Consider the following 24588-nt stretch of genomic DNA (forward strand, 5'->3'; position numbering starts at 1 on the left):
CAAAATTACCTTTTTTAATTCAGAATTGAATCGTAAATGGCTTGTTGAATTCTAGTTCTTAACCCAGATTTAACTAAAAGTGTATTAGATGCGGACGGATAAGTTCTGTTAGATAAAAATACATATACAATTTCCTCTTCAGGATCTGCCCACGTATAAGTTCCCGTAAAACCACTATGCCCAAAACTTTTTCGAGAAACACAACCACATGTTGGTCCGCTGTGCTGTAATTGAGGCTTATCAAAGCCTACTCCTCTTCTTACATTGTTTTCACAGAAATAACAAGTGTTGAATTTCTTAACCGTTCTAGAATCAAAAAATTTTGTACCGCCGTAATAACCATCTTGAAGGTACATCTGCATAATTTTTGCAATATCATTGGCATTGCTGAACAAACCTGCATGACCACCAACACCTGCTTGCATGGCCGCTCCCATATCATGAACATATCCTTGAACCGTGCCGTACCTATAATAATCATCCTCTTCTGAAGGCACTATACTATTTTTATCAAATTTCTCTAAAGGATTGTAAGTTGTATGGTTTGCTCCTATTCTTTGGTATAAAAAATTATTGGTTAAATAATCTAACCTTTGTCCATAGCTATCCTCAATTACCTTTTTCATTACGTAGTAAGGAACATCACTATACCTATACCGGTTAGATTTTAAATCTTGCCTCCCTATTCTATTGTAAATGGAATCTTGGTAGGCATCTGTTAAATACAGATTATCATAAACTTTGGTAGAGAAACCTGGCAAAGGTGAATTTCTATAAAATTCACTTGAAGGTTTTTTGTTATCATCCAATGTTCTAATATAAAAAGGAATCCATGCCGGCAAACGTCCGTAATGGGACAATGCTTTAAGCACTGTTACGTTCTTAATTTCTGTATTGGAGTAATTAGGAACCAACTCCTCAAAGGTATTATTAAGCCCAATTCTACCCTCTTCCTCCATCTTCATGACCATAGGCAAGGTTGCCAATATTTTGGTAAGGGAAGCTAAATCATAAATATAATCGTTAGTAATGTTCTCTTTAGAATCATAGGTAGGTTTACCAAATCCTTTTTGATAGATTACCTTACCTTTTCTAGCCACTAGCACTTGTGCCCCCGGAAACATTAAACTATCAAGGCCGTCGTGCATTAATTCATCAATTCGTTTTAGTCCTTGTGAACTCATACCCACACGTTCTGGTATACTATAGCCCAATCTACTTAAGGACTTAACTTCTACTCCTGTATGCACCGGAAACTCTTCATGCGCCGTAACGGGCAATTTACCTGAAGCGCCTACGGCACCAAATAGTATTTCTGCAGTTTTTTCTTGGGCGATATCACTATTTTGATATGCCATTACCACAGCATCTATATTATTGAACGAATCGATATCCGATAGTGCGTATGGTTTTGCAAATACACATAATATAAGATTAGAAGTACGCTCATTAGCAATTTCCTGCAGCCATTCCAATTCGGAATTCGAGAACTTGTAAGACTTCCAAGGACTCTCATTATTCATATGATGACCAACAATAATCAAATTGAATTCTTTTAGTCTTGTTATTAAAGTAGTAATATCACTTGCCTCAATTACGGTAACTTCTGCATAATTCTTTAACCCTTGGACAAATGCCTCGTTGTCCGAATTCCCCATTTTAACATAGGCAATTTTTTTATTGTCCAAGTTCTTAATGGATAGAAGATCCAGTTTATTTTTAACTACGGTAATAGCATTTTCAATAGCTTGCTCATAAACAATATCATCTTCAAGGCCATTTAAATCGCTATATAAGTTTTCAAGCTTAATGGGTTTGTAATGATGTAAACCTGCCTTGTATTTTGCCATTAGAATTTTCTTAACCGAATAGGCTAAACGATCCTCTGTCAATTTACCTTTTTCATAAGCCTTAGTCAATTTCTCTTTGGCACTTACAATATTCTCTGGCATTAATAGCATATCATTACCTGCCATAAAAGCTGCAAGTTCTACACTACCCTCTTTACCGGTTGTGGATACTCCTTTCATATTAAGGGCATCTGTAAAAATCAAGCCATTATACCCTAATTCCTCTTTTAAAATTCCTGTAATTATTTGTTCTGAGATTGAAGAAGGCAGTTCTTTCTTCATTTCAAGAGCTGGCACCTCTAAATGGGCAACCATAATACTGCTTAAACCTGAACCTATTAATTTTTTAAACGGATACAATTCTAGACTATCCAACCTTTTTTTGGAAAAAGGAATTATGGGTAAATTATGATGAGAATCTACCTCGGTATCTCCGTGACCGGGAAAATGCTTCCCATTGGCCAACACACCAGCCCTTTCCATTCCTTTTATAAAAGCAATTCCTTTTTGAACTACATTATCCCTGTTTTCACCAAAAGAACGATTTCCTATAATAGGATTCTTTGGGTTGGTATTAATATCTAAATCTGGAGCAAAATTTATATGCACCCCTAAACGTTTGGCATGTTTACCTATTTGATAACCTACTCTTTCAACAATGGAACTGTCTTGTATAGCACCTAGTGTCATATTCCACGGAAAAGCATAAGTAGAATCCAATCTCATGGAAAGTCCCCACTCGGCATCCATCCCGATCAATAAAGGGATTTTAGATACGGCTTGATAATTATTGGTAAGTTTTGCTTGACGTACCGGCCCGCCCTTGGAAAAAATAACACCGCCCAAGTGCTCCTGAACAATCAGGTTTTTAATTTTATCGGTAGCCTGTTTGCTTTGGTTAGATGCTACACTGACCATAAACAATTGCCCCAGTTTTTCATCCAAGCTCATTTGAGCATATTGGCTATTCACCCACGCTTGTTGTGCTAAGCTGTCACCGGTAACTAACGGATTTTGGGCTGATAGTACCGAATAGCAAAACAACCCACAAATAATAATAAAAATATGGCGCATAAAATAATATGTACTGAGATAACTAATACAGGTTGAAATTATTGCATTTCATCGATAAAACCCAATAAATTCTAATACTTAAGAAGAAATTATGTTAAAGAAAACGAGCGTGCCAACTTTCGGAAGCAGGTACTTCCCAATGCTCTAAATACTCTCCTTTATTGGCAACCAGATTGTTAAATACAATAGTATTTTTAGAAATGGCTTTTTGTTTCGCCATTGCCTTAAAATCCAATAGACTTTTATAGGCTACGAACTCCCCCTGCTTATAAGAAACATTCATTTTATCCAAGAGCATAACATTGTACTTTCTTTCCAATTCTTGAATAAAACGCACAGATGCATCTATTGAACACCCTGTGGCACCTTGTGTAGATTGATCAAGTGCAATTACAATAAAGCGTTTATACTTTATTTCATAGCCGGCATTTAAATCATTACCATGCGCAGTCCAAGAAGTTAGAAAAGCATCTAAATCTGAACTGATCTCAGTTATTTCCACATCAGAAAATGAACGGTTGCACTGATAAATCCAAACTCTGGAAGTTTCCGGTAATGTTTTAAAGTCTACTAGCAATTTCTATACTTTTATATTTATAAATCTTCTGCGGTAGCAATTAATTCGGCAATATCCATTACCGCAACAGCACCTTCTTTTTCCTTGTTCTTAACACCATCGGTCATCATGGTGTTACAAAACGGACAACCTGCAGCAATTATTTCCGGCTTGGTTTCCAAAGCTTGCTCCGTACGCTCAATGTTTACATCTTTATCACCCTTTTCAGGTTCTTTAAACATTTGCGCTCCACCTGCACCACAGCATAAACCTCTTTGCTTACAGCTTTTCATTTCTATAAGTTCAGCATCCAACTTTCTGATCAAGTCTCTTGGTGCTTCATAAACTCCGTTAGCTCTACCCAAATAGCAAGGATCATGAAAGGTAATTCGTTTACCCTTAAAAGAGCCTCCTTCCATAGCTATTCTACCATCATTCAACAGGTCTTTAAGAAATTGAGTATGATGTACAACTTCATAATTACCACCTAGACCAGGGTATTCATTTTTTATCGTATTAAAACAATGCGGACATGCCGTAACTATTTTTTTAATTTCGTAGGCATTTAGCACCTCTATATTGGTAACTGCTTGCATTTGAAACAAAAACTCATTACCAGCGCGTTTTGCCGGGTCACCTGTACAACTTTCTTCTGTACCAAGTACAGCAAATGAAACATTCGCCTTATTCAAAATCTTAACGAAAGCCTTCGTTATTTTCTTTGCCCTATCATCAAAACTACCGGCACAACCAACCCAAAATAACACTTCGGGAACTGTTCCAGCTGCAAAAAACTCTGCCATTGTAGGCACTTTTAATTCACTTGCCATATCTCTCTTTAAGATTCTTTACTCCAATTTAAACGGTCCATTTGATTAAATGGCCAAGGTGCTCCATTATTTTCAATATTACCCATCATATTATTCAAATCTGTTGGAGCGGCAGATTGTTCCATGACCAAATACTGTCTCATATCCATAATGATAGATAGTGGATCAATACTAATTGGGCAGGCCTGAACACAAGCATTGCAGGATGTACATGCCCATAACTCTTCTGGCGTAATATAATCGTTCAGTAATTGCTTACCGTCATCTTTAAATTCACCCTTATTTTGATCGATATTCTTACCTACCTCTTCAAGTCTATCACGAGTATCCATCATGATTTTACGAGGCGATAGTTTTTTTCCGGTTTGATTGGCCGGACACTCACTTGTACAACGACCACATTCTGTACACGTGTAAGCGTTTAACAATTGTACCCAACTCAAATCTTGTACATCAGATGCTCCAAACTTATCTGGCACAGCAGCATCTTCAGCAGGTTCGGCATACGGATCCGCATCTGGGTCCATCATCATACGTACTTCATCTGTTACCGACTGTAAGTTCTTAAATTGCCCTTTAGGAGTAAGCTTACCATAATATGTATTTGGGAAGGCAAGAAGAATATGTAAATGTTTTGAATAATATAAATAATTAAGGAAAAACAATATTCCGGCAATATGTAACCACCAAGCTATACGCTCAACAAGTACAAGTGTAGGAATTGACATATTCTCAAAAATTGGTGAAAGCATGCTACTTATTGGAAAAGAACCTGCAGCCGCATAGTGGTCTGCCCCCATTTGTTGCAATTGATAATCAGCCCCATTCATGGTCAAGAATAGCACCATCAAAACCAATTCAATATAAAGTATAAGGTTACCATCGTTTTTTGGCCATCCTTCCATTTCAGGCTTAAGAAAACGCTTTAATCTTATGATATTTCTTCTTATCCAAAATATTACCACAGACACTATTACCAATAGCGCAAGAGCTTCAAAAGAGCCAATTAAAAAATCATAAACAGGCCCTAGAACGGCGAACATTCTATGGGTACCAAAAATACCGTCCAAAATAATTTCAAGAACCTCAATATTAATAATGATAAAACCAACATAAACAATGATATGCAGCATACCGGCAATTGGCCTTACGACCATCTTAGTTTGCCCAAGGGCAATTTTGGCCATGTTTTTCCAACGCTGTGGTTTATTATCATTCAAAGAAGCTTCTTTACCAAGGAATATATTTCTTTTTAGCTTGCTAATATTCTTGACAAAAAAACCAACACCTACAACAAGTAGGATTACAAAAATTACATTAGGGAGATATTGCATATAATTAAGTCTTCTTTAATTCTCTATAGAATTTGCGGCAGGATCATCTTCTGGTAATTCATAATCTTTTTGTTTCTTACCAAAAACCGAAACGTTTACATACCTTTTAGGGTTTAAACGAAAATCTTGCAGCAATAAGTCTAGCTCTCTAGAAGCATTGTTTAGATTTGAATAAAGCTCCTTATCATTCATAAGTAAGCCCATAGAACCATCGCCATTTTCAATTTTGGCTGTTAGCTGATCTAGATTTGCCATGGTAGATTCTAAACTGGCCAAGGTACGGCCAAGACCGGCAGCGTTTAAAGAATCTGATAGTTTCGCAAAATTAGCCGTAAGCTTTTCAAAATTTTCAAATGAAGTATTTAGTTTTTCTTCATTTCCGGCCAAAACGGTATTAAGTGTTGATGCACTTCCGTTTAAGCTAGTGATCAGTTCATTTAAACCACCTATAACTTCTTTCAGCTCTTTCTTGGTGTTTTCATCCAAGACAGAATTCACATTAACCAATACAGAATCTGCTCCAGAAATTGCAGATTCAACTTTACGTACCAATGGATTTAGTTTTTGCTGTGCTAGATCGGTAATACCAGGTCTTGTTTCAGTTTTTAAAGTATCTCCAGACTGCGCGGGTGCACCATCAAAAATAGGTTTTATCTGTAACCCCTTACCACCAATAATACCTGTATCATATAATTCTACCGTACTATTTTTAGAAAATTTAAAATCATTACCAACCGTAAAAGTTACCAATAGATTTCCCCTTTCATCTAAAAACCTAATATCATTAACCTTACCAACACTAAAACCATTAATAGAAACAGTAGTACCAGATTGAAGTCCGCCAACATTAGGGTATACTGCAAAAAAGGTTTTGCTATTATCAAAAATTGGAGTGGACTTTAAATAACTGAATCCCATGATGAACAGTAGTATGCCACCAATTACAATAATTCCCGTTTTTAATTCTCTAGATAGTTTCAAGCAACTGTATTTTTATTACACTCAAAATTATGAATAATATTTACACTTTATGGATTAAATTGAGAAACCTCGTCTATAGCCTCTTGAATAGGAATTCTTTCTCCAAGCTTGTAAGCTACAATATAAGCCGATTTATATCCTTTACCCTGTGCCTGACCTTGCATCATTTTAGCTTCTCTATATGACCTTGTTTCACCATACATATACCTGTATAAATTCTTATAAGGTTCTTGTGAAAGGTTTGAAAGTCCTTTAAAATTACCAGGGTTAAGTGCAACGTTCTTACTGCTTGCCATTAACTGAATTTTAAAGACAATGGATTTAGCTACTTCATTGGCATTGATCGCTTCTTTTACTTGCACGTTTGGAGCAACCTCTTCTTTCTTTACAACAACCGCCGGTGTATTAATAGGTTCCGTTTTTTCAACCTCAGAAACTTTTTCTGCAACCGTTTCTTTAGCTTCATTTTTTTTCTCTTCAATCTCAGCTATTTCTTTAACAGCCAGTTCCTTTTTTTCATCAGCTTTAGCCACCACTTCTTCTTTAATTGGCGGCACATTAGGTTTAGAAACCGTAGTTTCTACATTCTTTACAGTAGGTTGTACGCCTTCTTTATAATTCAATATGGCTTTCGCAATGGCATCTCCCATTTCATTCTGCCCTTTAGTAGAGTTTAAATAAGCACCTTCATCCTTATTGGTAAGAAAACCGGTCTCTACAAGAACACTTGGCATAAAAGTTTGGTGCAATACTATAAAACCAGCTTGTTTTACTTTTCTATCTGTCCTTTTAAGTTGCCTAGAAAAATTTTCCTGTATCATTGTGGCCAAAGCAACGCTTTGATCCAAAAACTCTTCTTGCATTATGGTCAAACCTATTACCGATTCCGGCGAATTAATATCATAATCCGCATACCTGTTTTCATAGTTGTCCTCTAAATAAATTACAGAGTTTTCCTTTTTCGCAATTTCGAAATTTTGCTTATTGGCATGCAACCCTAATACAAAGGTTCCTGCCCCATGCGCATCTGAGGTGTGGGAATCACAATGAACCGACACAAATAAATCTGCATTGGCTTTATTGGCAACCTCGCCCCTAACGTACAAATCAATGAACGTATCGTCTTTACGCGTGTAGATAACTTTAATATCCTTATTCTTTTCAAGAATTTCACCGACTTTCAAAACAATGTTCAAAGCAATTTTTTTCTCCAAATACCCATTTCCCAGGTTTCCTGGATCATGACCACCATGACCGGCATCTAAAACAACAATAAATGGATCATCAGATTCAACTTCTTGTTTATCAACAGTAAAAGACAGTAGAAATACGGCTGTAACTAAAACCAATGAAATGCTTAAGAATTTTATTTTCATATGTATTGGGGATTATATCGCCCTTATTATGGTTAAATTTATTGTAAGACCCTACATGGGGATTAAAAAATATATGTAAGTTTGACATCTCAAATAACGGCTCATTTGACCGCCAAACCTTTACAAAAATAGGATATATAGCCTTGCAATCAAACAAACAATACTTACTTTTCCTATTCATGGTTGTTGTCTGTGGTTTTTTTGCCATCGGTCAAGAAGGAAAAATCACTCCGCTCAATATCAAAGCAGAGAGAGATTCAATTATTGCACCACTATTTCCGCCAACCGCAATAAAAGACTCTATAGCCAATGATTCTTTGGCTACAGATTCCCTTAATCAAAAGCCTCCTTTACTTTTAGATAAAATCACTTATAAGGCTAAAGATTATGTGAAATTAAGCCAAAAAGAAAATAAAATTTACCTCTATAACGAAGCTGAAATCTATTATCAAGATACGGAGTTAAAAGCTGGTATCATCATCATGGATTACATTAAAAATGAGGTGTATGCCGGTAGAATGGTTGACTCACTTGGCAATTACAGCCAGCTACCCTATTTTAAACAGGGATCGAACATTGTTATTCCAGATTCTATCCGTTTTAATTTTGATACGCAAAAGGCACTAATTTGGAACTCACGAACAGAACAACAAGCGGCAGCCGGTGCTTTGGGCAGTGATGCCATGAAGGTTTATGCCGAGATTACCAAAAAAGAGAATGATTCCGTTTACTTTCTAAGCGAAGGAAAATTGACCACCTCAACGGACACTATCAACCCAGATTATTATATAAGGGTTAGAAAAGCAAAATTTGTTCCCAAGAAAAAAGTAATTGCCGGGTTCAGCAATTTATATATTGCAGACGTACCAACCCCAATAGCAATGCCATTTGCTTATTTTCCACTGAGTGTTGGCCGATCAGCAGGTGTTTTAATGCCTTCTTTCGGTAACGATCCAGATGCCGGTTACTTTTTGCAAGATATGGGGTATTATGTACCATTAGGTGATTATGCCGACATTACTTTATCCGGAGACTTTTATACGAACGGAAGTTACGCATTTAGAACAGCATCTATCTATACTAAAAGGTACAAGTATCGTGGTAATGTAAACCTAAGATTTGAAAATATCGTTAATAGCCAAAAAGGTTTTAGTGATTACAGTCTTTCAAGAAATTATAATATTCAATTTTCTCACACACAAGACACCAAGGCAAGTCCCAACTCTCGATTTTCAGCATCGGTAAATTTAGGAAGTAGTGATTATTACCAAAATTCCTTACAACAAAGAAATTTACCAAATACCCAGAACAACACCCTATCATCATCAATTTCATACTCTAAAACATTCCCAAATTACCCTTCTGTGAACATGAGTTTGACCGCTACCCACTCACAACTGACATCGGTAGCTACAGATGATGATGACGATGATGACAATATCAATATGACCTTGCCTACATTTCAAGCAAGTGTAGAGCGTATTTATCCGTTTGTAAAGCAAGACGGTGTAAAGAAAGGAATCATAGACAACATCAACTTTCAGTACAGCGTAAACGCACAAAATAGGCTAACAACAAATGATGAGGATTTTTTCACGGCTAGGATGTTTGACAATGCCCGTGTAGGTGCCAGCCATAGTATTCCTGTTGCAACGAACTTTAAGGTTGCTAAATTTTTCAGCGTTAGTTTGGGTGGTAACTATGAAGATGTTTGGACATTGGAAACATACAACAGAAGTTATGACGATGTTGCCGAGGAAGTTGTTATAGATACGGTTAGTGGTTTTGACCGTTACAATACCTATAATTTTAGTGCAAGTATTGGAACTACCTTGTATGGTACTTTTAATTTTGGTGAGGACAAAAAAATTCAAGCTATTAGACACACACTTAGGCCTTCTCTTAGTTATGGCTATGCACCCTCATTTGAGCAATTTTATGACGAATATTTAGGTGAAGACGGTGTAGAAGTACAATACAGTCGTTTTACGGGAACATTAAACGGAGCACCTTCTTTAGGGCAGTCTAACAGCTTAAGTTTTTCATTGGCCAACACTTTAGAAGCTAAGGTAAAGGATAAAGACTCCACAAAACTTGAACCTAAAAAAATATCTCTTTTAAGTAATTTTAATGTCTCCACCGGATATAATTTCGAATCTGATTCCCTTAGATTGAATCCACTGAGCATTAATGGTGGAACCAACATTTTGGACAACAAAATGTCCATTAATTTTTCTGCCGGTTTAGACCCTTATGCCATAGATAATAATGGTAGAAGAATAGACACATGGAATATTGACAATGGCGGTAGCCTATTTAGACTTACTAGAGCTAATGCCAATGTATCCTATTCTATTAGTAGTGATATGTTCAATAAAAAAGATGACAAAGGAAGGAAGGAAGAAGAAGATGAAGATCCTTTTGATTACGTAGCGCAAAGTGGTGGTAGAGATGACGACCTTTTTGGAAGGGCCGATGATTTCAATTCAAACCCCATTAGGAAGGACGACAAAAATGCCGATGTTGAAAACCCAGTATATGGAACCAAAATACCATGGAATTTTAGGTTAGCCTATTCCGCAAACTATAGCAACACAGCAAGGCAAAATGAATTTAGTAGTCACTCTTTAATGTTTTCCGGTGACATAGAACTTGCGCCAAGGTGGTCTATAGGAGGTTCATCTGGTTATGATTTCAAAAATCAAGGTTTCACCTTAACCCAATTGCGTTTTCAACGAGACCTTAAAAGTTTCACCATGCGTTTTAACTGGACACCTTTTGGCACCTATAAAAGATGGTATTTCTTTATTGGTATAGATTCTTCTATCTTAAAAGACCTTAAGTGGGAAAACAGAAGTCAGAATTAAAAAATTAAACATTAGCTACGATGAAAAAAATTATAAATACAGAAAATGCCCCAGCACCAATTGGCCCATATAACCAAGCAATTTTAAGTAATGGCACTTTATATATCTCTGGGCAAATTCCAATTAATCCAAAAAGTGGCGCATTAGTTTCAGGTGATATTAAATTAGAAACTAAACAGTCTATGGAAAATTTAAAGGCCATTTTAACCGAAGCTGAAATGACCTTTGAACATGTTGTTAAATCATCAATATTTCTCAGTGACATGAATCAATTCACCGATGTAAACGAAGTTTATGCCACTTACTTTAATGCAGAAACTGCACCTGCAAGAGAAACCGTTGAAGTAGCAAATTTACCTAAGTTCGTAAATGTTGAAATTTCAATGATTGCCGTAAAATAACGTTTTACATATTTGATCTGTGAAATTCCACAAGCCCTTCAATAGGTCTTTGCCTAATAACACCAACGATCAAATCATTTCTAAGCAGTACAGATGTTAATTCATCTCTTAGGTAATGCGCAATACTACCTACAAAATTGATTGGCACCTTTGTAGCCAATTCAAATTGCATTACGTAGTTATTTATAAATTGCTGAAAACCTTTATCTATAACCCCTTTAGAGTACGGGTGGTCTTTATTTTCAATTAAAAACCTAGCAAAGGTCGCCAAATATGTATTTGGGTTAGGCTGCTTATATAAGTTTTCTTTAATTACATCGGCATCTAAATCATGCGAAGCCGCAAACTTATGCGCTAGATCAGATGGCATTTTATGAAAATAGTAATCACGTATCAACTTACGTCCAAAGAAATTCCCACTACCATCATCCATAGGTATATACCCCAATGATGTTACTTTTTGAAATAATTGGTTACCGTCATAATAGCTACAATTAGACCCCGTACCTAAAATACAAACGATACCTTGGTGACCAACTTTGGTAGTAGCAAAAATTGCCGCATATGTATCTTCCTTTACATCTGCTTTTGCATTTGGAAAAAAGTCTTTGAATATACCTTTTAAAAAGACTTTCATACGATCGGTACCACAACCGGCACCATAAAAGTACAAATGACTGACTTTCTCCCTGTTCTTAGAAAGTTCAAAATTATTCGCTAAGCGATCTTCTATGACATCTTTTGTCAACACTTCTGGGCTTAAACCCAATGTTTGCGTTAAAAAAAGCTGTTCGCCATTTTCATCTAAAGCAATCCAATCTGACTTGGTTGCACCACTATCTACTATTAAAATCATATACCGAATGTCTTTAAAAAAATAAACCTGAAAACAAGACGCAAAAGCCTCATTTTCAGGATATATTATTGTTATACTAAAATGATGCTTACAACGTGTTAACGTGCTGAATTAGGTCTACCATTTTATTGGAGAAACCAGCCTCGTTATCATACCAGCAGATCAACTTGAAGAATTTAGAATTCAACTCGATACCTGCACCAGCATCAAATACACTTGTATGAGACTCACCTATGAAATCTTGAGAAACTACAGACTCCTCTGTATATCCTAAAACACCTTTTAACTCTCCTTCAGAAGCAGATTTAAATGCTTTTTTAATTTCTTCGTAAGAAGTTTCCTTTTCAAGACGAACAGTTAAATCTACAACAGATACATCTGCAGTAGGAACTCTAAACGCCATTCCCGTAAGCTTACCTTTCAAAGCAGGAATTACCTTGGTAACCGCTACAGCAGCACCCGTAGAAGCCGGTATAATGTTCAACATTGCACTTCTACCGCCTCTCCAGTCTTTCTTAGAAGGACCATCAACAGTCATTTGAGTAGCCGTTGTTGCATGAACAGTGGTCATTAAAGCCTCTTCAATACCAAATTTATCATTTAATACCTTAGCCATTGGAGCTAAACAGTTTGTAGTACATGATGCGTTTGAAACAATTGTATTATCAGCAGTAACCTCTGTATGGTTAACTCCCATTACAAACATTGGAGCATCTTTAGAAGGCGCAGAAATAACAACCTTTTTAGCACCACCATCTATATGATATTGAGCAGTTTCTAAAGTTGTAAAAATACCTGTACATTCAGCAACGGTATCTGCACCAACCTCATCCCACTTACAATTTTTAGGGTCTCTTTCCGCAGTAATACGAACAGTCTTACCATTTACGATCAATTGACCATCTTTTACATCAACAGTACCATCGAATTTACCATGTACCGAATCATATTTTAACAAGTAAGCCAAGTGCTCAACATCTAACAAGTCATTGATAGCTACTACATCAACATCTCCACGCTTGATTGTTGTTCTGAAGACTAATCTTCCTATTCTACCGAATCCGTTAATTCCTATTTTCAAATTTGACATTTTCTCTCTTTTTAATATTTAAATTATGTAGTCATTATTTCTGAAACTCTTATAAGCTCCTTATCAATTTTTGTATGTCCTTTTATCGCCTTGTTAATTGGCGTTAAAGTAAGTTGATTATCCTGTATACCCACCATAAGGTTCGTTTTGCCTTCTAATAATGCCTCAACCGCCTTTACGCCCATTCTACTGGCAAGCACACGATCGAAACAAGATGGCGCACCACCTCTTTGCATATGCCCTAGAACAGATACACGCACATCATATATAGGCAAATGTTCTTCAACATATTCTTTAAGTTCAAATACGTTTTTACCAGATTTGTCACCTTCGGCAACAATAACTATACTAGATGATTTACCAGACTCTTTACTTCTTTTCAAAGATTCTAACAACCTGTCTAAACCTAAGTTTTCCTCAGGAATCAAAATCTCTTCTGCACCTGCTCCAACACCGGCGTTAAGCGCAATATGCCCAACATCTCTACCCATAACCTCAACGAAGAACAATCTGTTATGGGAACTGGCAGTATCTCTAATTTTATCTATACACTCTACCACAGTATTCAAAGCTGTGTCAAAACCTAATGTAAACGTAGTACCAAAAATATCATTATCAATAGTACCGGGAATTCCAATTACAGGAAAGTTATACTCTCTATTAAAAATCATGGCACCGGTAAAACTACCATCTCCTCCAATAACGACAAACGCGTCTATACCTGCCTTTACTAGCTGATCATGAGCTGTTTTTCTTCCTTCTGGAGTTCTAAAGTCATTACATCTTGCCGATTTTAAAATAGTCCCCCCTTTATTGATAATATTATTTACACTACGGGCATCCATTGGTTTAAAATCTCCCTCAATCATACCTTGGTACCCTCTGTAGACTGCAACACAATCTACCTTCATATAGGCACACGTACGAACAACCGATCTAATTGCTGCATTCATACCAGGAGAATCGCCTCCTGAAGTCAGCACTGCTATTTTTTTAATTTGTGATAACATTGAAAAATTTAAGCCAACGAAAGTAACAAATCTTCATCAAAAAAGGAACTAACTTCCATCGCATTTTAAGAAAAAATCAACGAAAAGGATTTCGTTGTAACATATTGATGCTTAAATTCTTAAAATATTTAAATACTTAACAATTATGTAGCGTTTAGTTATTGATTTAATGATTTTGGCTTATTGTAAAAACGAATAAGGCTATCATTTCCCATTACAGATGATGGTGTTTCAATCTCTTTTACAGGTACCTCTTTTTCTTTTGGTTTGGTAGCCAGTATTTTTTGAAAAAGTTCCTTAAAATTATTGAAATCAACTTCATACGAAATTCCCGCGCCTTGGGTAGACCCCTGTTGATCCGACAAATATGCCTGTATTTCACTTTGTCTACTGAAAAAATTTGCACTTAACGTACCTTCTTCATTTAGCAACACCTGTATTTCAAAATCACCTGCGACCAAGGTTTCACTAGATGCACCCACCGGAACCCCTACTTTACCGTTAAATAGAATTCTATCCGATATTTGTGTTGATACCGTAACACCAATTCTATCGTCTGTCTCAATATCCGCAGAACGGTCTAAAATACCTTGCTCATAGGATAGACCAAGGTTGAACTTATCATTACCACCACTAAGAATTGAATTCAAAATGCTAGATGCGCTTTGAACCAAATTACCTGTAATTGCTTGTTGGTTAATACCACTTTGAGAATTTACAAAAGTACCTTGAGCCAATAGGAATATCGCATTTTTCTCCTCTACCGTGGGATCTTGCAGTCTGTATTCCAATTCTGATTTTACAATAGAATTAGTACCCGGAAAATCAATACCAAAATCAATATCTGGCTTTTGAAGCTGCCCGGTTAAACTTATAATTACGTCAGTAGGAATTCTACGGGTAAAACCGGCATCATCTAATAATGGAGCAGGATTCGCATTTAATGAATATATCGCCTCCATATTCAAAATGGCTTCTAATGGTTTTTGATCCCAATTAATGGTGCCCCCGGGTTCAACCGTAAATTTCTTATCTATAATACCACCAAACTTATAATTGAATTCACCTGTTACCACAACATAATCACCATACATTTCAAATTTACCATTGGTATTGATCTGTATTAAAATAATACCTACCCCTGTTCCTTTTAGGGAACTACCGGTTTTTGTATCCGTTACTATTTCAACTTCGGCATCAGGCGTTACATCTAAGTTAAATTCAAGTTCAAGACCTTGATAATCCTTTAATTGTCGCTGACTCTCTATTCTCTTTTTATCGTTCTTTTCAATAAAATTGATAAAAGAATAATCCCCTACACTAGCAACATCACTAAGCGGAATTTTTAAAGAAGTACCTTTTGCGGTAGTACCATCAACCGTAATATTCAAAGCAGTAGTAGGACCATAGATTCGTCCTGTTCCATTCAAATAACCAGTACCATAATATAACTCACCCTCTTTAAATTCTGTATTTAAAATCAAGAACCTATCATTCTTGGTATCAACATTCAAGTCCAGAACCCAATCTTTAAAGAAACTATGAGTAATGGTACCATCTAAATTTGCCGTAGTACCTTTAGCTACATCTTTTAATGCTATATTTTCAAAATCAAATGTTTGATTACTTAGAACAACTCTAGACCGGGGTGCAAATTCATAATCTACATTTAGGTACGGCACAGCAATACCAGCATTGTCCAAAGTAAGAAGCCCGTCAAAGTTTGGATTATCAACATCTCCCTTTATAACCACCCTACCGTCTATATCTCCCCTAATATGATCAATAACCCCTTCACCCAAAGGGCTAAAAGGTTCTAAATTAAAATTGCTGAAATTCGCAATTAAATCTGCCCTTGGTATATCTCCCCTATTCTCTACACTACCAACTACGCTAAATTTTTCCAAGCCATTATCAGACAGTTGGGAGTTCACTTGAAATTCTGTCAAATCTCTATTGCCAATGATATTAATAGCTAAATCACCTAAAGGAATATCATTAATACCGAATTTATCAATATTTAGATTTGATGATGGCAAATAAACACCATCTTTCTGTAAAACGTTTAAGGTACCATTGACCTCTCCCTGTAATTTCAAACTATCTATTACCGGAGTTATCTTATCTAAGGAAACAATTTTAAATTGCAACTGCAGGTCTTTGTAAGTAGAATCTGCCAATTGTCCTTTTAACCTTATCTTCTCTTTCTCTTCATTGTTCATTACAATTTCTTGAATTGTAATACTATCTAAAGACCTACTTAGAATAACCTTATTCTTTGTATTTCCCTCTTTGTTTAAAACCCACTTATTCCCCTTAAAATTAACATCAGAGGTTTTAAGACCAATTACAGATTTATTTTCCTTATTGAATGTATGGTAAAAGTTTAGGTTGTAAGAATCATTGAACTCACTACCGCCTTTAAACTCTGACCTAAAGAACAAAGTATCCTTTAAGGTAGTATTGATCAGGTTAAAATCCTTAAAATTATAATACGGGGTATCCAACTCACCAACAGATACATAGGTATTAAATAATGGATTTTTATTATCTATACGCACTTCAATTTTATCGGCTGCCGTACCAAAGGCCTCTATACTTGGGGACTCAAAATTTAATTTGAAATCACCCTCATCTGCTACTATATTACCTTTAATAAACGTATTAGGATCAAAGCGAACTTCCGGAAAGAACACATCTACGATTTTATTATAAATCTTAAAATTAAAGGAGAGATTTTGACCATCTGAAATTTGAAAAGGCCTATAGTTTGTATAAATACTACCCAAGGAGTTCTGCACAAGTTTACCCAATTCTCTGACCTTAAAATTACCTTTCATAAATCCGGTAATAATATCTGGAGAATTTATATTTATGGTTCGTTCCCTCTCTTGATCAAAACTAGAGGTAACCGCAAAATCATCAAAATAGTAAGTATCATTTTTATTTTGATAGCTAGTTTGTGTAAAATTGATATCACCAACAATATTATCAAGCGTGGTGCCCGTAATATCCATACTTACATTTCCTTTAAATACAGAAACGCTATCATTTATAATATTCAGTTTCTTTAAATCGGCATAATCGACCGAAGCGATAAAATTAAAATTGTTCCTAGTCTCGGCAACATTTGCAAGACCCTTAAAATCGAACTTAAAATTCTCGTCATTGCTTACCAAAGAACCATCAAACAATTGATCTTTTATAATCCCCGACACTCTAATATCTTGATAATTGTACTTATTAAACTCCAAAGAATAAATTTGACCAATTACCTCGGTGTTCAATTTTTCTTTTACAAAACCTTTACCCTCCACATTAAAATCCAAGGTTGTTTTTCCCAAGTTTTTATTCTCGGCAAAATCACCTAAATCAAAATCTATTAAAGAAATAAAACCTTTATAAGTTGCATTGTCAATATTATTAAAATCGCTAAGTACAATATCTGCATAACTACTACCCACGGCAGTATTTAAGTTCACTTTAGCATCAATAGAAGAATTGGTAATAAAAGCATTACCACGAATTGTAAATTGCCCTAATTTGCTAAATGACGACGGCAAAGAGTTACCAATTAAATTGGGCAATAATGCATTTAATTGATAATAACTACTTGTTACATTCCTCATTTCGGCATTTAAACTAAATGCTTTCTGTTTATTAAAGAGATTTTTAAAATTAAAATTACCACGAATACCGGTATCATCTGAAAACAAGAAAAGGTCATCTGTGTTCAAATCGTTCAATACTCCATTCACATTTGCATTGAAGGTTACTTCTTTACCTTTTCCAAATTCATCATAAAGTAAGTTGACTTCATCAAAAGCCACTTTAGACTCCTTAAACTCGGCAACTACATTAACCTTGTTCAAAAAATCGGCAAAATCTTCTCGGTTATAATTAAAAACCAAATTACCTTCTAAAGCAGATAATGGTGTATTGATGCTTAGAGAATCAAAACGCATTTGCTGCTTGGTATATTTAAAATTGGTAGCCAAGCGATCTACTTTTAACCCTCTATTGCTAAAGAATGACATTTCTTTAATATCCGCAGAAACCTCTGGTCCTAAAATTAAAAAGTCGCCCGCATTTATGTTTAGGCTATCAAAATTTAAAACTGTAGTATTTTGTAAATTCTCATCAATATATTTAAACTTACTATGCGCAATATCAACATTAGATGAAGATAATTTAAAAGGGGGCGTACCCTCTGCCCTTGGCTTGCCATCATCTAACTTATCCACAAACACTTCTAAGTTGGTATTTCTCTCGCCAAAATATGTTTTAAGTTTAAAGTTCAGTTGATCAACAGCGATATCACCAAATTCCAAATTACCTTGAGCAAGATTACCTAAACTTAGAATAGAGGTTTTAAGTTCATTTACATAAAAAAGTGTATCCTGCTGATAATCTTCAATATAGACACCCTCCAAACCTGTATTCCAAGAAATCAACGAAACCTTTAACCGCTCAATATTGATGTGCGTTCCATATTGATCGTTGATTTTTTTCGTAGCAAACTGTGCCAATAAGGTCTGTACCACTGGCAGTGAAAAAACGATGGTACCTAAAACACATATCAGTAAAATCACCAATAATGTTCTAACCAATATTTTTCTCAGTTTTTTGATAGGTCTTTATGTTTTACCTTTGTTATTCAAAATTTATTCCAAATATGCTGGAGCACAAAACAATTTATATACTTGCTATTGAATCTTCTTGTGACGACACTTCTGCGGCAGTTTTAATGAACGATAAAGTGCTCAGTAATGTTGTTGCCACCCAAGCAATTCACAAAGAATATGGAGGGGTTGTACCTGAACTTGCTTCAAGAGCCCATCAACAAAATATAGTGCCAGTTGTTCACCAAGCATTAGCCAAAGCAAATATCGATAAAAAACAATTATCAGCCATAGCATTTACACGCGGACCTGGCTTAATGGGTTCATTATTGGTAGGTACTTCATTTGCCAAATCGTTATCACTTGGTTTACAGATTCCTTTGATTGAAGTTAACCACATGAAAGCCCACATATTGGCCCATTTTATAAAAGAGGAATCCATGAAAGCACCTTCATTTCCCTTTTTAGCATTGACCATAAGTGGTGGCCATACACAAATTGTTCAGGTAAATGATTTTTTTAACATGAAAATCATTGGACAAACACTTGATGACGCCGTAGGAGAGGCTTTTGACAAAAGTGCAAAAATATTAGGGCTACCCTATCCCGGCGGTCCGTTAATAGATAAATATGCAGCTACTGGCGACCCACATAAATTTGATTTCCCCATACCAAATGTAAAAGACTTGGATTTTAGTTTTAGTGGATTAAAAACAAATATTCTTTACTTTATACAAAAGCAGACCAAGGCAGACCCAGATTTTATTAAAAACAACCTTGAAGACATTTGTGCGTCTATTCAATATACCATCATTACTATTTTAATGAAAAAATTAAAAAAAGCAGTGAAACAGACCGGTATAAAGGAAATAGCTATTGGTGGAGGGGTATCTGCAAATTCTGGAATACGCAATATTTTAACCGAAGCACAAACCAAATATGGATGGAATACGTACATCCCAAAATTTGAATTTTGTACAGATAATGCCGCAATGATCGGTATAGTAGGTTATCTGAAATATAAAAATGAAAAATTTTCGGATCAATACGTTACGGCAAAGGCCAGATATGTTATTTCATAGATTAAAACAAAAACCACATGCAACTTTTCTTTAATCCTGAACTAGACCCTACTGCCAACACCTTTACTTTTGACAGTAATGAAAGCAAACACATCATCAGAGTACTCAGAAAAAAGAATGGGGACAAATTATGGATAACGAATGGAGCCGGATACTTATTTGAAGCTACAATAATTGATGATGCCATTAAAAAATGTGAGGTAGAGATCAACTCATCTAAAAAAACACATGCCAAATCTCATTGGTTACATATGGCCGTTGCACCCACAAAAATGAACGATCGTTTTGAATGGTTTTTAGAAAAAGCCACAGAAATTGGCGTTGATGAAATCACTCCTATTATTTGTGATCGATCAGAACGTAAGATTCTAAAATTAGAACGAATGAAAAGGGTATTGGAATCAGCAATGAAACAATCACTACAAACCTATCTACCTAAACTTAACGAACCAATTTCCTTAGTTGAGTTTTTAGAAAAACCAATAACAGGGCTACAGTTTATTGCACATTGTGAAGAAACCGAAAGACATGAACTAAAAAGGCGTGTTGCCGCTGACAAAGACATTACTATACTTATTGGCCCTGAAGGTGATTTTTCAAATCACGAAATTAAAAGTGCATTGGAAAAAGGGTATGCCCCGGTAGCTATGGGTAAAACAAGGTTAAGAACTGAGACTGCGGCTATTGTTGCTTGTACCATTGTAGCATCTATCAACAATGGCTAGTTAAATAGCAACCTTTGCAGCACCAGTAATATCCACCTTTTCGTTCTCTACCAATAACATCAAAGTTATAGCTTCATTTTTACCTACAATGTTTGGAATTTCAATAGAACCAAAGCCTTTTGATTTAACATCATTTAAATATTTTTCGGCTACTACTATATTGGCATTCTTTAAAGTTCTATGACGATTTTCTCCCCTTTTAACCTCTGTGGTTCTTTCATTAAGCACCAAGACCGCCCTTATAGTTTTATCTTCAATTTTGCCATTAACGTTATATTTAAAAGTTGCTTTATCACCATCTCTTGTAATATTAGATATACCAATAACATTTTGAGACTGTAAATTGCTATATTTCTCAACAGCCCTAATAACATCCGCCCTATTTGACCCCACTATATGCTCTTTGCCGTTAACGACCAATTCTGGTGTATAATTACTGCGATACCTGAATTTTGTATTGTAAGCACTTTGTTTCACGGTAAATTTCTGATTACTGAAAGGATCTTTCCAACCTATATAATTCCAATAGTCCACATGATAGCTCAAAACAAAAACATTATCTGAATATGAATCCCTTATGGTTTCTAGAAGCGCATCTGCCGGTGGACAACTAGAACACCCTTGCGAAGTAAAAAGTTCAAGCACCACACTACCCTTAGATAATTTTTCCGAATGTTCAGAAAACAAAGCATCATCAACTTTATTATCTTTACTGGATTGAGACCAAATAATGGTGGTTAACAGAAGGCCTACTATAGAAAATAAGAAAACATAATTTTTTTTATCAATCATAATAATGTGATTATACTTTATTATTCGAAATAAAATGAAAAACCTTACTATATATCTTTTTCTTATAATGGCGTTTACATGCCTTAACTTAAGAGCACAGGAGATTGCAATTCTAAAATATCAAGGTGGCGGTGATTGGTATGCCAACCCTACAGCATTACCAAATCTTATAAAATTCTGTAATGACAATATTGGAACAACAATACAAAACAAACCCGAAACTGTAGAAGTAGGTAGCAGCACAATTTTTCAATACCCGTATTTACATATGACAGGGCATGGTAATGTGGTTTTTTCAGATGAGGAAATTGAAAACTTAAAAAGCTATTTAATGTCAGGTGGTTTTTTACATATTGATGATAATTACGGCATGAAACCATACATCACAAGGGAGATAAAAAAACTATTCCCCAACAAAAATTTAGAAGAATTGGGAGCTGATCACCCCATTTTCAATAATTCATATTCTTTTGCAAAGGGACTACCTAAAATACATGAGCATGACGGGCAACGTCCACAAGCTTTTGCAATTTTACAGGATAATAGGATTCTATTATTATTTACCTCAGAGTCTGATTTAGGTGATGGCTGGGAAGACCCAACAGTTCACAACGATGCTCCAGAAGTAAGACAAAAAGCACTTGAAATGGGAGCCAATATAATTACCTACGCTTTTAAAAACTAAGCTATGACATCAAAAACAATCTCACAGGGCATATTAAGAGCTATTGGCGTATTGGTAGGTATCGCCATTTTGCTATACTTTCTTTATACTATACAATCTGTTTTGGCCTACTTGGCCATTGCCGCTGTAGTAGCGCTTATAGGCAGCCCTCTAGTACGTTTTTTTAGAAAAATTAAGTTACCCAATATTTTAGCAGTAATACTGACCATGCTTTTAATGGTAGGTGTTCTAGCCGGTATCATAGCCTTATTTATACCATTACTTTCTGAACAAGGAAAAAACTTGTCCTTATTGGATATTGATGAATTACAAACCAGTTTAAACACCTTATACCATCAAATCACCAATCACCTTGGCCTATCATCGCATATCGTAGAAGACGTTATAGATGACGCCGGTTTAGAAAAGAATATTTTACAAGGTTTGGATATTGGGTTCATACCTAATTTTCTTAATTCATTTTTAAATGTATTAAGCTCTGCAAGCATTGGCTTATTTTCAGTGCTTTTTATTTCTTTTTTCTTTTTAAAAGACAGCAAATTATTTGAAAATGGATTGTTGATTTTCGTTCCAATTGATAAAAAGAAAGGCACAACGAATTCCATCGGAAAAATAAATGGCTTGTTATCAAGATATTTTGTGGGATTGTTACTTCAAATTTTTATTCTTTTCGTCATTTACACCATAGTACTTTTAATTGTTGGTATTGAGAATGCTGTAGTAATTGCTTTTCTATGTGCGTTGTTCAATATAATACCATACATAGGTCCAATAATTGGGGGTGTAATAATGTTAACCCTTACCATGACCAGTAATTTAGGATCGAATTTTAGTGAAGTCATACTCCCAAAAACAGGTTATGTATTCTTAGGGTTACTCTTTGGCCAATTGGTAGATAATTTCTTCTCACAACCATTCATATTCTCAAATAGTGTAAAATCTCATCCGTTAGAAATTTTCCTGGTCATTATTATTGCGGGGCTACTATTTGGTGTTGTAGGTATGATTGTAGCCGTACCGGGTTACACAGCAATAAAAGTTATATTAAAAGAATTTTTATCCGACAACCAAATTGTTAAATCATTGACGCATAATCTTTAGGTAGAGGTGAATTCAGAAATAGTTACAGACGAGGTACAGCAATATATTACGGATAAACTAGGCACAGATGTGCATAAAATACTTTTATCAAAACCGAAGTTCCTAGAAGTTTCCTCCAAAGAATTGGTAGAGCAAATTGAATCTAAAACAAAAGCCAAAGCAAAATTACCTTCTTGGTTTTCAACGAAAAATATATACTACCCAAATAAACTGAACTTATCACAAACTTCATCTGAAGTTACGGCACAATACAAGGCTTCATTAATCAATGGCAAGAGTATTGTTGACATTACAGGTGGCTTTGGGGTAGACGCTTACGCATTTTCACAAAAATTTGAACAAGTAACCCATGTTGAAAAAAATAGTTCCTTGTCTAACATTGCGCAACATAATTTTGAGCAAATGGGCGCTACTAACATCAACTGTATCGCGTCTGAGGGATTAGATTTTTTAAAGGCCACAACAACCACTTTTAACTGGTTATATATAGATCCTTCCAGAAGAGACAAAAACAATAAAAAAGTATACTATTTAGCTGATTGTGAGCCAAATATAGTCAATCAAGCATCTTTTTTATTTACAAAAGCCAATAACGTACTGGTTAAAACTGGTCCGCTATTGGATTTAAAAATTGGATTAACAGAATTGAGCAATGTAAAAGAAATACATATTGTTGCGATAAATAACGATGTAAAAGAGGTGTTATGGTTAATGGAAAAAGGTTACAATCAAGAACCTATTATAAAAACAATCAATTTTAAAAATAGCATAAAACAAGAGTTCAGTTTTAAACCTAGTGAGGAAGAAAATGCTATCTCCAACTTTTCCAAACCACAAAATTACCTTTACGAACCAAACGCAGCTATCTTAAAATCAGGGTCTTTTCAATTTATTGGAGCATTTTTTAAATTAAATAAATTACATCCAAACTCACATCTCTTCACTTCAACAGAGTTAATCAAGTTTCCTGGTAGAATATTCAAAATTCAAAATATCTATGAATATTCTAAAAAATCGTTTAAAAAATCCGGTATCAAAAAAGCCAATATTACCACGAGAAATTTTCCTGATTCAGTGTCTGAAATTAAAAGAAAACTAGGTCTAAAAGACGGTGGTGAAAACTATGTTTTTGCTACAACTGATTTAGACGGAAAACTAGTGTTAATTTCTTGTTTACGTTACTAATATTTTCTGAATTTCGGCATAATAACGTTCAAAAACCACATCAAATTAAAGAAGAAACATCGCAAACTACAACGTTGTATATTAACTTTTGACCTTATTTTTAGATACATAATTACAATAAGTTGTTAAAATTTTAACACCAAAAAGATGTTCTTTTCGACTCACAAATTA

The 24588-nt window shown here is 35.2% G+C and carries 18 protein-coding genes; 7 read left to right on the forward strand and 11 right to left on the reverse strand.

The features are described from left to right. Positions 1-14: 14 nt before the first annotated feature. The 6 genes from I600_RS04420 to I600_RS04445 form a co-directional block, all read right to left on the reverse strand. A complete protein-coding gene (locus I600_RS04420) occupies positions 15-2924 on the reverse strand; it encodes a glycoside hydrolase family 3 N-terminal domain-containing protein (protein WP_058103281.1) in 2910 nt (969 codons plus the stop codon). A 94-nt stretch (positions 2925-3018) separates the two neighbouring features. Then, positions 3019-3501: a hypothetical protein gene (locus I600_RS04425; RefSeq protein WP_058103282.1), complete on the reverse strand. Its 483-nt coding sequence runs from the start codon at positions 3499-3501 to the stop codon at positions 3019-3021. A 17-nt stretch (positions 3502-3518) separates the two neighbouring features. Then, positions 3519-4310, reverse strand: coding sequence for a (Fe-S)-binding protein (locus I600_RS04430; RefSeq protein WP_058103283.1), 792 nt, complete (start codon positions 4308-4310; stop codon positions 3519-3521). 8 nt (positions 4311-4318) lie between these two features. Then, positions 4319-5644 carry a (Fe-S)-binding protein gene (locus I600_RS04435; RefSeq protein WP_058103284.1) on the reverse strand — a complete coding sequence of 442 codons (1326 nt, stop codon included), beginning with the start codon at positions 5642-5644 and terminating at the stop codon, positions 4319-4321. A gap of 15 nt (positions 5645-5659) precedes the next feature. Beyond that, positions 5660-6625 (reverse strand): MlaD family protein, encoded by a 966-nt coding sequence (locus tag I600_RS04440; RefSeq protein WP_058103285.1) that lies wholly within the window; start codon positions 6623-6625, stop codon positions 5660-5662. Between the two features lie 47 nt (positions 6626-6672). Further along, positions 6673-8001 (reverse strand): N-acetylmuramoyl-L-alanine amidase family protein, encoded by a 1329-nt coding sequence (locus I600_RS04445; RefSeq protein WP_058103286.1) that lies wholly within the window; start codon positions 7999-8001, stop codon positions 6673-6675. A gap of 179 nt (positions 8002-8180) precedes the next feature. Between I600_RS04445 and I600_RS04450 the strand changes: the two genes are divergently transcribed. Both I600_RS04450 and I600_RS04455 read left to right on the forward strand, forming a co-directional pair. Then, on the forward strand, positions 8181-10868 hold the full coding sequence (locus I600_RS04450; protein ID WP_082642887.1) for a putative LPS assembly protein LptD: 2688 nt from the start codon (positions 8181-8183) through the stop codon (positions 10866-10868). Positions 10869-10888: 20 nt separating this feature from the next. Then, positions 10889-11269: a RidA family protein gene (locus tag I600_RS04455; RefSeq protein WP_058103288.1), complete on the forward strand. Its 381-nt coding sequence runs from the start codon at positions 10889-10891 to the stop codon at positions 11267-11269. Positions 11270-11273: 4 nt separating this feature from the next. On the opposite strand, the gene I600_RS04460 is transcribed toward I600_RS04455, so the two are convergent. From I600_RS04460 to I600_RS04475, 4 genes are all read right to left on the reverse strand, one after another. Continuing rightward, positions 11274-12125 (reverse strand): N-acetylglucosamine kinase, encoded by an 852-nt coding sequence (locus I600_RS04460; RefSeq protein ID WP_058103289.1) that lies wholly within the window; start codon positions 12123-12125, stop codon positions 11274-11276. Positions 12126-12213: 88 nt separating this feature from the next. Further along, positions 12214-13215 carry a type I glyceraldehyde-3-phosphate dehydrogenase gene (gene gap, locus I600_RS04465; protein WP_058103290.1) on the reverse strand — a complete coding sequence of 334 codons (1002 nt, stop codon included), beginning with the start codon at positions 13213-13215 and terminating at the stop codon, positions 12214-12216. A gap of 23 nt (positions 13216-13238) precedes the next feature. Next, on the reverse strand, positions 13239-14225 hold the full coding sequence (pfkA, locus tag I600_RS04470) for a 6-phosphofructokinase (protein ID WP_058103291.1): 987 nt from the start codon (positions 14223-14225) through the stop codon (positions 13239-13241). 158 nt (positions 14226-14383) lie between these two features. After that, a complete protein-coding gene (locus tag I600_RS04475; protein WP_455429466.1) occupies positions 14384-18856 on the reverse strand; it encodes a translocation/assembly module TamB domain-containing protein in 4473 nt (1490 codons plus the stop codon). Positions 18857-18900: 44 nt separating this feature from the next. Between I600_RS04475 and tsaD the strand changes: the two genes are divergently transcribed. Beyond that, positions 18901-19929 carry a tRNA (adenosine(37)-N6)-threonylcarbamoyltransferase complex transferase subunit TsaD gene (gene tsaD, locus I600_RS04480; RefSeq protein WP_058103292.1) on the forward strand — a complete coding sequence of 343 codons (1029 nt, stop codon included), beginning with the start codon at positions 18901-18903 and terminating at the stop codon, positions 19927-19929. 17 nt (positions 19930-19946) lie between these two features. After that, a complete protein-coding gene (locus tag I600_RS04485; protein WP_058103293.1) occupies positions 19947-20654 on the forward strand; it encodes a 16S rRNA (uracil(1498)-N(3))-methyltransferase in 708 nt (235 codons plus the stop codon). On the opposite strand, the gene I600_RS04490 is transcribed toward I600_RS04485, so the two are convergent. Continuing rightward, positions 20655-21446, reverse strand: a complete 792-nt coding sequence (locus I600_RS04490; RefSeq protein ID WP_058103294.1) for a DUF1223 domain-containing protein — start codon at positions 21444-21446, stop codon at positions 20655-20657. Between the two features lie 34 nt (positions 21447-21480). Here I600_RS04490 and I600_RS04495 point away from each other — a divergent pair, with 34 nt between their 5' ends. Genes I600_RS04495 through I600_RS04505 form a run of 3 tightly spaced genes read left to right on the forward strand, consistent with a single transcriptional unit; the run spans position 21481 to position 24417 of the window. After that, entirely contained in the window at positions 21481-22131 is a 651-nt protein-coding gene (locus I600_RS04495) for a DUF4159 domain-containing protein (RefSeq protein ID WP_058103295.1), read from the forward strand. Positions 22132-22134: 3 nt separating this feature from the next. Then, positions 22135-23232: an AI-2E family transporter gene (locus I600_RS04500; RefSeq protein ID WP_058103296.1), complete on the forward strand. Its 1098-nt coding sequence runs from the start codon at positions 22135-22137 to the stop codon at positions 23230-23232. 6 nt (positions 23233-23238) lie between these two features. Beyond that, complete coding sequence (locus tag I600_RS04505; RefSeq protein ID WP_058103297.1) at positions 23239-24417, forward strand: THUMP-like domain-containing protein; 1179 nt, start codon at positions 23239-23241, stop codon at positions 24415-24417. Positions 24418-24588 lie beyond the last annotated feature (171 nt).

This window comes from Maribacter dokdonensis DSW-8, from assembly GCF_001447995.1.
Taxonomy (GTDB): Bacteria; Bacteroidota; Bacteroidia; order Flavobacteriales; family Flavobacteriaceae; genus Maribacter; species Maribacter dokdonensis.